The sequence below is a fragment of the Pseudomonas baetica genome, assembly GCF_051216495.1.
GTDB classification, from domain to species: Bacteria; Pseudomonadota; Gammaproteobacteria; order Pseudomonadales; family Pseudomonadaceae; genus Aquipseudomonas; species Aquipseudomonas baetica_B.
This window is the reverse complement of record NZ_JBPKAM010000156.1, coordinates 1-9,556: the sequence shown is the minus strand read 5'-3', so window position 1 is coordinate 9,556 and position 9,556 is coordinate 1. Positions and strand designations below refer to the sequence as shown.

The 9,556-nt window shown below is 60.0% G+C and carries 3 protein-coding genes; all 3 read left to right on the top strand.

Going from position 1 to position 9,556, the window contains the following annotated elements; all coding sequences use genetic code 11:
• The first annotated feature begins 220 nt into the window (after positions 1-220).
• The 3 genes from recC to recD are packed head-to-tail and all read left to right on the top strand — an operon-like array spanning position 221 to position 9,470.
• Positions 221-3,673 carry an exodeoxyribonuclease V subunit gamma gene (gene recC / locus ACSFE6_RS29505; RefSeq protein WP_435430903.1) on the top strand — a complete coding sequence of 1,151 codons (3,453 nt, stop codon included), beginning with the start codon at positions 221-223 and terminating at the stop codon, positions 3,671-3,673.
• A complete protein-coding gene (recB, locus tag ACSFE6_RS29500; RefSeq protein WP_435430902.1) occupies positions 3,670-7,365 on the top strand; it encodes an exodeoxyribonuclease V subunit beta in 3,696 nt (1,231 codons plus the stop codon). Before recC ends, recB begins: the two co-directional genes overlap by 4 nt.
• Positions 7,362-9,470: an exodeoxyribonuclease V subunit alpha gene (gene recD, locus ACSFE6_RS29495; RefSeq protein ID WP_435430901.1), complete on the top strand. Its 2,109-nt coding sequence runs from the start codon at positions 7,362-7,364 to the stop codon at positions 9,468-9,470. The genes recB and recD overlap by 4 nt, the downstream gene beginning before the upstream one ends.
• The last annotated feature ends 86 nt before the right edge of the window (positions 9,471-9,556 follow it).

Below are 9,556 nucleotides of genomic sequence, written 5' to 3'. Positions count from 1 at the left end.
AAGTGAAACGATGCATCGCCGATGGTAGTGTGGGGTTTCCCCATGTGAGAGTAGGTCATCGTCAAGATTAAATTCCGAAACCCCAATTGCGAAAGCAGTTGGGGTTTTGTTTTGCCCGCAGGAAAGTTCGGGCAGAAACACTTGGCAGGTCCCCGCTGCCACCGTCTCCTGACAGTGCTAAGGTTCGGCCCTAGCTTTTGTATTTTCCAAGGAAGCCGTTATGCCGGACGCAACGTCCCTCAGTGCTGGTTTTATGGTGGTTCATGGCAACCGCCTGGACGAATTGCGCAGTCTGGTGGTCAGCTGGATGCGGCGATATCCGCTGGCTCCCCTGGAGAATGAAATTGCGCTGGTGCAGAGCAACGGCATTGCCCAATGGCTCAAGCTGGCTTTGGCCGAAGACGCTGAAGATGACGACATGGGCGGTTGTGGCATCGCCGCAGCCATCGACGTGCAATTGCCCGGCAGTTTCATGTGGCAGCTCTATCGCATGGTGCTTGGGCGCGACGAAATTCCAGTGAGCTCCCTGCTCGATAAAGCGCCGCTGACCTGGCGACTGATGCGCCTGCTTCCACAATTGATCAATCAACCTCACTTCGAGCCCCTGCAACGCTTTCTTACCCATGACACGGACCTGCGAAAACGCTATCAGCTGGCAGAGCGTCTCGCCGATTTGTTCGACCAGTATCAGGTCTACCGGGCAGACTGGCTCGAAGACTGGGCACAGGGGCGTCATCAGTTACGCAACGTCAGAGGAGAGACCAAGCCGCTGTCCCCGGCCAACTGCTGGCAGGCGGAGTTGTGGCGTGCGCTGCTACTGGATGTCGGTGAAGGTGGCATGGCGCAGAGCCGTGCGGGTGTGCATCAGCGCTTCATCGAGCGCATCAATGGCCTCGACAAAGCCCCGGGTGGATTACCCTCCCGTGTGATTGTCTTCGGGATCTCCTCCTTGCCTGCTCAAGCCCTGGAAGCCTTGGCCGGGCTGGCTCGATTCAGTCAGGTGTTGTTGTGCGTGCACAATCCGTGTCGTCACCATTGGGCAGACATCGTCGCCGATAAAGACCTTTTACGGCATCAATATAAACGACAGGCTCGCAAGAGCGGGATGCCGGTTGTACTCGACTCGCAAACCCTTCATCAGCATGCCCATCCATTACTGGCAGCCTGGGGCAAGCAGGGGCGTGACTACATTAATCTGCTCGACAGCTACGACGATCCGAACAGCTATCGGTCGGCGTTTCGCGATGGGCGCATCGACCTGTTCAGCGACAGCGTGCCACTGAACATGCTCAATCAGTTGCAGGATGACATTCTCGAACTGCGACCATTGAGCGAGACTCGCGAGCGTTGGCCAGCCGTAGATCCGCAGAAAGATCAATCGATCCGCTTTCGTGTCGCTCACAGCGCTCAGCGCGAAGTCGAGATCCTTCACGATCAGTTGCTCGCGCGCTTCAGTGCCGATCCGCACTTGCGTCCTCGCGATGTGATTGTCATGGTCCCGGACGTCGATAGTTATGCTCCGCATATTCGGGCGGTGTTCGGTCAACTCGAGCGTCACGATCCGCGCTTCATTCCCTTTACGCTGGCTGACCAAGGGCAACGGGGACGTGATCCTTTACTGATCGCCGTCGAGCATCTGCTCAAGCTGCCTGACAGTCGTTTCCCGGTCAGCGAAATCCTCGATCTGCTGGACGTTCCAGCGTTACGTGAGCGTTTTGGCGTCGAGGAGCGTGACCTGCCGACCTTGCATCGCTGGATCGAAGGCGCGGGCATCCGTTGGGGCATGAATGCCGAGCAACGTGCGGGTCTCGGTTTGCCGACAGCGCTGGAGCAGAACAGTTGGCGTTTCGGCTTGCGGCGTATGTTGCTTGGCTATGCCGTTGGCAGTGGCGACGCCTGTAGCGGTATTGAGCCCTACGATGAAATCGGTGGACTGGATGCTGCGCTCATCGGCCCCTTGGTTGCGCTGCTGGATGCGCTGGAAATAGCCCATCACGAACTCTCGCAGCCGGCATCGCCCCAACAATGGAGCCTGCGCTTGCAGGCATTGGTGTCGCTGTTCTTCCAGGCCAGCAACGAACATGACGACTTCTTGCTGACTCAACTGGAAACGCTGCGCGAAAACTGGCTCGAGAATTGTGAGTCGGTAGGCCTGCAAGAAGAATTGCCGCTGACCGTAGTCCGTGAGGCCTGGCTTGCCGGTCTCGATCAAGGGCGTTTGTCCCAACGCTTTCTCGCCGGCTCGGTGAACTTCTGTACCTTGATGCCGATGCGCGCGATACCTTTCAAGCTGGTGTGTTTGCTGGGCATGAACGACGGCGACTACCCGCGGGCGCAACCGCCGCTGGATTTCGACCTCATGGGCAGTGACTACCGCCCCGGAGATCGTTCGCGACGCGAAGATGACCGCTACCTGTTGCTGGAGGCGCTACTTTCGGCTCGAGACCAGCTCTATATCAGCTGGGTCGGCCGTAGCATTCGTGATAACAGTGAACGCCCGGCATCGGTCTTGATTGGCCAGCTCCGTGACCATCTGGCCAGTGGCTGGCGATCGAACGAGGCCGGCGAAGACTTGCTTGAAACCATTACTCAGGAACACCCGTTGCAACCCTTCAGCGCCCGTTATTTCCATGAAGGCGAAGACGTGTTCAGTTACGCCAACGAATGGCAAGTGCTCCACCAGATCACACAACAATCGACGGATAGCGAACTCCTTGACCCTCACGTTCAGGAGGAGCCGCTGAGTCTCGGTCAGCTCCAGGATTTCCTGCGCAACCCGGTGCGACATTTCTTCAGTCAGCGCTTGAAGGTGTTCTTCGAGGCCGCCGAAGTGCCTTTAGCGGACGAGGAACCCTTTGTTCTCGATGCCCTTCAACGCTATAGCCTCAGCGACAGCTTGCTTGAGGCGGCGATGGCTGATACGCAGAACACCGAGCATGCACTCGAAGCACAAGCCCGACGCCTGCAGAACAGTGGGTTGTTACCCCTGGCCGGATTTGGCGAATGTTTGCAGCGAGAACTGATCGAGCCGTTGCCAGATCTGCTGCAACGCTATCAGCAACTTTTGGTGCTGTGGCCAACGCCATTGACCAGCGCCCTGCCGGTCAATCTGGAGTTGCATGACCTTCGACTGGAAGGCTGGCTCAGTGGCCTGCATCAACGAGCCGATGGCGGGTTGCTGTCCATCACTACGATTCCCAACAGCATCGGTTCGATCAAGTCACGTAAATGGCATCGCCTGACGCGGCCCTGGGTCAATCATCTGGTTGCAGGCGCCAGTGGGTTGGCGATGACCACCGCGTTGGTGGCCAGTGACGACAGTCTGCTGCTCGCGCCAATGGAAGCTGAATCCGCAAAACGGATTCTGGGGGACCTGCTGCAGGCCTGGCAATCGGGCATGCGCCAGCCATTGCCGATTGCGGTCAAGACGGCTTTCGCCTGGTTGGGTCAGACCGAACCGGTCAAAGCCGGGGCGGCTGCTCGCAAGGCTTATGAAGGTGATGGGTTGACCACGGATGGCGAGCGACGCGAAAGCATGGCGTTGGCTCGCCAGTTTGCCGATTACGACGCATTGGTTGCCGACGAGACCTTCGCCGATTGGTGTAACGCTCTGTACCGACCACTGCTTGAGGCGTCCTGGCGTTCGATGTCCAGCGAGGAGGCGCGCCCATGACCACCAAGACACCTTTGGCGCTGGACTTCCCGCTGCGTGGCAGCCAGTTGATCGAAGCCAGCGCCGGGACCGGCAAGACGTTCACCATTTCCGCCCTGTACCTGCGTCTGGTCCTTGGCCATGGCGGAGAGGATGGTGGCTTCGGGCGCGAGCTGTTGCCACCGCAAATCCTTGTGGTGACCTTTACCGATGCCGCCACCAAAGAGCTGCGCGAGCGTATTCGTACCCGCCTGGCTGAAGCCGCCCGGTTTTTCCGTGACGAAACGCCGGCACCTGATGGGCTGATCGCCGAACTGCGTGAACAGTACCTGCCCGAGCTATGGGCCGGCTGCGCCAACCGCCTGGACATTGCCGCGCAATGGATGGACGAAGCGGCTGTTTCGACTATTCACAGTTGGTGTCAGCGCATGTTGCGCGAACACGCCTTCGACAGTGGCAGTCTGTTTACCCAAACTTTGGAAACCGACCACAGCGATTTGCTCGGTGAAGTCCTGCGCGACTACTGGCGATTGTTCTGTTACCCGATGCAGGGCGATGCACTGAACTGGGTACGCAACAACTGGGGTGGACCGGCAGCATTGTTGCCTCGGGTTCGCGGGCTGTTTACCAGTGAGCGGGGCAAGGTTGATGAAGGCAAAGAACCGGCCGAGCTGATCACGGAGTGCTTGCAGGAACGGCGAGCCGCATTGTTGGAACTCAAGATGCCCTGGCGCCAATGGGCGGACGAGTTGCTCGCCATCTGTCATGAAGGTGTCGCCAGCAAAAGTGTCGACGGGCGCAAGATGCAGGCGCGTTATTTCGAGCCCTGGTTCGAGAGGATCAAAGCCTGGGCCGAGGATGAAACCCTTGAGCAACTGGATATCGGAACCGGCTTTACGCGCCTTACGCCCGACGGCATGGCCGAAGCCTGGAAGAAAGGCGCGGTCCCCGATCATCCGGGGCTTGAGGCAATGCCCGCTCTGAAAGCCAGCCTGGATAGCTTGCCGACGCCTGATGCGGCTGTCCTGCAACACGCTGCCCAATGGGTCGGTGCACGTTTCGAGGAAGAAAAGCGTCGTCGTGCGGAAATGGGCTTTGATGACATGCTGCTGCGCCTCGATGCCGCCTTGCAAACCGAGGGCGGCGAGCGTTTGGCGACCCTGATCCGCGAACAATTTCCGGTGGCGTTGATCGACGAATTCCAGGACACCGACCCGGTGCAGTACCGGATATTCGAGAGCATCTATCGCATTGAGGATGACAATCCTGAAAGCGGCCTGTTCCTGATCGGCGACCCGAAACAAGCGATCTATGCCTTCCGCGGGGCCGACATCTATACCTACTTGCGCGCCCGCCAGGCGACGGCTGGCCGCTTGCATACGCTGGGCACCAACTTCCGTTCGAGTCATGGCATGGTCAGCGCCGTGAACCATGTCTTTGACCGTGCCGAGACCCGTGACGTGGGACGCGGCGCCTTCCTGTTCCGCGAAAGTAATGGCGATAATCCGGTGCCGTTTTCGCCAGTCGAGTCCCAAGGGCGCAAAGAGATTCTGCACCTTGATGGGCAGGCAGTGCCGGCACTGAATATCTGGCACTTGTCAGGTGAGCAGCCGTTGTCCGGTGCGGTGTACCGGCAACAACTGGCCGCTGCCTGTGCCAGTCAAATCACTGCATTGCTCAACGGTGGGCAGCATGGCCGTGCGGGGTTCGTGCAGGACGGCAAGGGCTTCAGAGGCTTGCTGCCGGCGGATATCGCGATCCTGGTCCGCGATGGCAAGGAGGCACAGGCTGTGCGTGCCGAGCTCTCTGCCCGCGGCGTGCGCAGCGTTTATCTGTCGGACAAGGATTCAGTGTTCGCCGCCCAGGAGGCGCACGACGTGCTGACCTGGCTCAAGGCCTGCGCCGAACCTGATGTCGAGCGGCCACTGCGGGCTGCATTGGCCTGTATCACGCTGAACCTATCGTTGACGGAGCTGGAGCGGCTCAATCAGGACGAGCTGGCCTGGGAAGCGCGGGTCATGCAGTTCCGGCGCTATCGCGAGATCTGGCGCAAGCAGGGCGTGTTGCCCATGTTGCGGTGCTTGCTGCATGACTTCCAGTTGCCTCAGGCATTGATTGCACGCAGCGATGGCGAGCGGGTGTTGACCAACCTTTTGCACCTCTGCGAGTTGCTGCAACAGGCGGCCGCCGAGCTGGATGGCGAGCAGGCCCTGATCCGTCATTTGTCCGAGCATCTGACGCTGTCCGGCCAGGCGGGCGAAGAGCAAATTCTGCGTCTGGAGAGTGACGAACAACTGGTCAAGGTGGTGACTATCCACAAGTCCAAGGGCCTTGAATATCCATTGGTGTTCCTGCCGTTCATTTGCTCGGTGAAACCGGTGGATGGCAGCCGCTTGCCTTTGCATTACCACGACGCCACGGGCAAGGCTCAAGTGACCTTGAGCCCGACCGCCGAGTTGATCGCCCTGGCCGATGATGAGCGTTTGGCGGAGGATCTGCGCCTGCTCTATGTGGCCTTGACCCGCGCGCAGCACGCCTGCTGGCTAGGCGTGACGGACCTCAAACGCGGCAATAACAACAGCTCCGTGTTGCACCTGTCGGCGCTGGGTTATCTGTTGGGCGGCGGTGCTGCATTGACGGAGTCGGCGGGGTTGAAACGCTGGTTGGAAGACTTGCAGCAGGATTGTCCGGCGCTGGGTTTCGGTGAAATGCCTGAAGCCACTTCCGAGCACTATCATCCACCAATGAACGAAGCGGTGTTACGCGCCCCATTGATTCCCAAGCGCAAGGCCAGCGAAAACTGGTGGATCGCTTCTTACAGCGCCTTGCGCTTGAGCGATGTGCTGAGCATTGGCAGCGATGAAGCGCCGGAGAGTCCACAGGCTCAGAAGCTCTTCGATGATGAGCGTCTCGATCCACAGGCACCCCGGGAGATGATCGCGGGCGGTGCCGATATCCATCGGTTCCCCCGTGGCCCGAATCCAGGCACCTTTCTCCATGGTTTGCTGGAGTGGGCGGGGGACGAAGGTTTTTCCGTCACGCCGCAAGCCGTGGAGGATGTCATCGCTCGTCGTTGCAATCGACGTGGCTGGGAAGGCTGGATCACTGCACTCAGCGACTGGCTGCAGCATCTGCTCAAGTCATCGCTGCCTGTGGGTGCCGGGCAGGCGCCGGTGATTTTCGAGAAGTTGACTCAATACCAGGTCGAAATGGAGTTCTGGTTCGCCAGCCATAAGGTCGATGTACTCAAGCTCGATGCGCTGGTACGGGAACATACCCACAACGGTGTGCCCCGCGTGGCCGCCGAGCCGGTGTTGCTCAACGGCATGTTCAAGGGCTTCATCGACCTGACGTTCGAGCACGAGGGGCGTTACTACGTCGCCGACTACAAATCCAACTGGCTTGGCCTTGATGATTCGGCCTACACCGAACAGGCCATGGAGCAGTCGATCCTCGACAACCGTTACGACCTGCAATACGTGTTGTATCTGCTGGCCTTGCACCGGCAACTCAAGGCGCGGCTGGTCGATTATGACTACGACCGACATGTCGGTGGTGCGGTGTATCTGTTCCTGCGCGGCACGCGAGCCCCCAGCCAGGGCGTGTATTTTACCCGTCCACCCAAAGCGCTGATCGAGCGGCTGGACCGACTGTTTCAGGGCAAGACAGAACCGAAAGCCGAACCGGCGTGGGAACAGGGAGTATTGCTATGAGCCGCACCTTCGCCGATCTGCTGCCCACCTCATTGGCGGATGAAAGCCTGGCCGATCTCGCCCCATTGAGCCGCGCCGACGACTTGCTACTGTTGCTGACGCGTTGGGTCGAGCGTGGCTGGTTGCGTGCGCTGGACAAAGCCTTCGTTGCCTTCCTTCATGAGCTGGCGCCGGATGATGATCCTTTGGTGCTACTCGCGGCGGCGTTGACCAGCCACCAATTGGGCCATGGGCATGTCTGCCTCGATCTGTTCGAGACGTTGAAGGAGCCGGACTTCGCACTGTCGCTGCCACCGGAAGGCGATGTGCACGGTGGGGCGATGCTGCTGCCGTCACAGCTGCTGGAGTCCCTGGACGGTGCCCATTGGTGCAAGGTGCTGGCCGCCGGCAGTCTGGTCGCTTTGGCGGCTGACGGGCGTGAGTCGGTGCAACAGCGGCCCTTGGTGTTGTCAGGAAAGCGCCTGTACTTGCGCCGCTACTGGGCCTACGAGCGGCGTATCGACCATTCGTTGCGCCAGCGCTTGGCGGAGCAGGAAGCCACCCCGAGTGACCTCTCCCAGCGCCTTACCGGTCTGTTCGGCCCGGCTCGGCCCGGTGATGTCATCGACTGGCAGAAACTGGCCTGTGCCCTGGCGACTCGTGGCGCCTTCAGCATCGTCACCGGTGGTCCGGGCACCGGCAAGACCACCACGGTGGTGCGCTTGCTGGCCTTGCTCCAGGCGCCAGCCGTGGAGGCTGGAAAACCGCTGCGTATTCGCTTGGCCGCACCGACCGGTAAAGCGGCGGCGCGGTTGACTGAGTCCATCAGCCAGCAAGTTCGAACGCTGAAAGTCACTGAAGACATACGCAGCAAAATTCCATCGGACGTCACCACTGTCCACCGTCTGCTTGGCAGCCGCCCCGGTACGCGGCATTTCCGGCATCACGCGGGCAATCGCTTGCCGCTGGATGTGTTGGTGGTGGACGAAGCCTCGATGATCGACCTGGAAATGATGGCCAACCTGCTCGATGCACTGCCGCCTCATGCTCGTCTGGTGTTGCTGGGCGACAAGGACCAGTTGGCCTCGGTGGAAGCGGGGGCCGTGCTTGGCGATTTGTGCCGCGATGCCGAGGCCGGCTGGTACAGCCCGCAGACACGCCAGTGGTTGGAGGCGGTCAGTGGTGAAAGCCTGGAATCCAGCGGGTTGCAGGAAGACATCCAGGGCACGCATCCATTGGCCCAGCAAGTGGTGATGTTGCGTCACTCGCGGCGTTTTGGCGAAGGCAGCGGCATTGGTCAGTTGGCCCGTTGGGTCAACCAGCAGCAACCCGAAGAGGCGCGCAAGTTGCTGGCGGCTCGAAGTCATGGCGATGTGTTTTGCGTGTCCCTAAAGAGTGAGCAGGATCGGGCACTGGAACGCTTGCTGCTTGAGGGGCATGGCGAGGGGCCGCAGGGCTATCGGCATTATTTGAGTCTGTTGCGCAACCATCGGCCTGCGCTCGACACCCCGTTGGATGACTCACGCTGGATGGAGTGGGCGCGGCAAGTCTTGCAAGCCTTCGATGCCTTCCAGTTGCTGTGCGCGGTCCGCAAGGGACCGTGGGGCGTGGAAGGGTTGAATCTGCGAGTCACCGATGCGTTGCTCAAGGCCCGACTGATCGACAGTGACCAGCAGTGGTATGAAGGGCGACCGGTGTTGATGACGCGCAACGATTACGGCCTGGGCTTGATGAACGGCGACATTGGTATTGCGCTCAAACTGCCCGAGCGCGATGGCCCTGAAGCAGGCAAGCAAGTGTTGCGGGTGGCGTTCCCGCGCAATGACGGGGAGGGCGGGGTGCGTTTTGTACTACCGAGCCGGCTCAATGATGTCGAAACCGTTTACGCCATGACGGTGCACAAATCCCAGGGCTCGGAATTTGCCCATACCGCGCTGATTCTGCCGGATGCCTTGAATCCGGTGCTCACCAAGGAGTTGATCTACACAGGCATCACCCGGGCCAAGGACTGGTTCACGTTGATCGAGCCACGTACCGGCGTGTTCGAAGAGGCGGTGCGACGCAAGGTCAAGCGCTTGAGCGGGTTGATGCTGGAGCTCAAGGACGGCATCGATACACCAGATTGAATGGCGCGTCTGTAGGAGCGAGCTTGCTCGCGATGGACTCAAGAGCGCCGCGTTTAGCCAGTAAATACGCGCTATCGTTAACGACC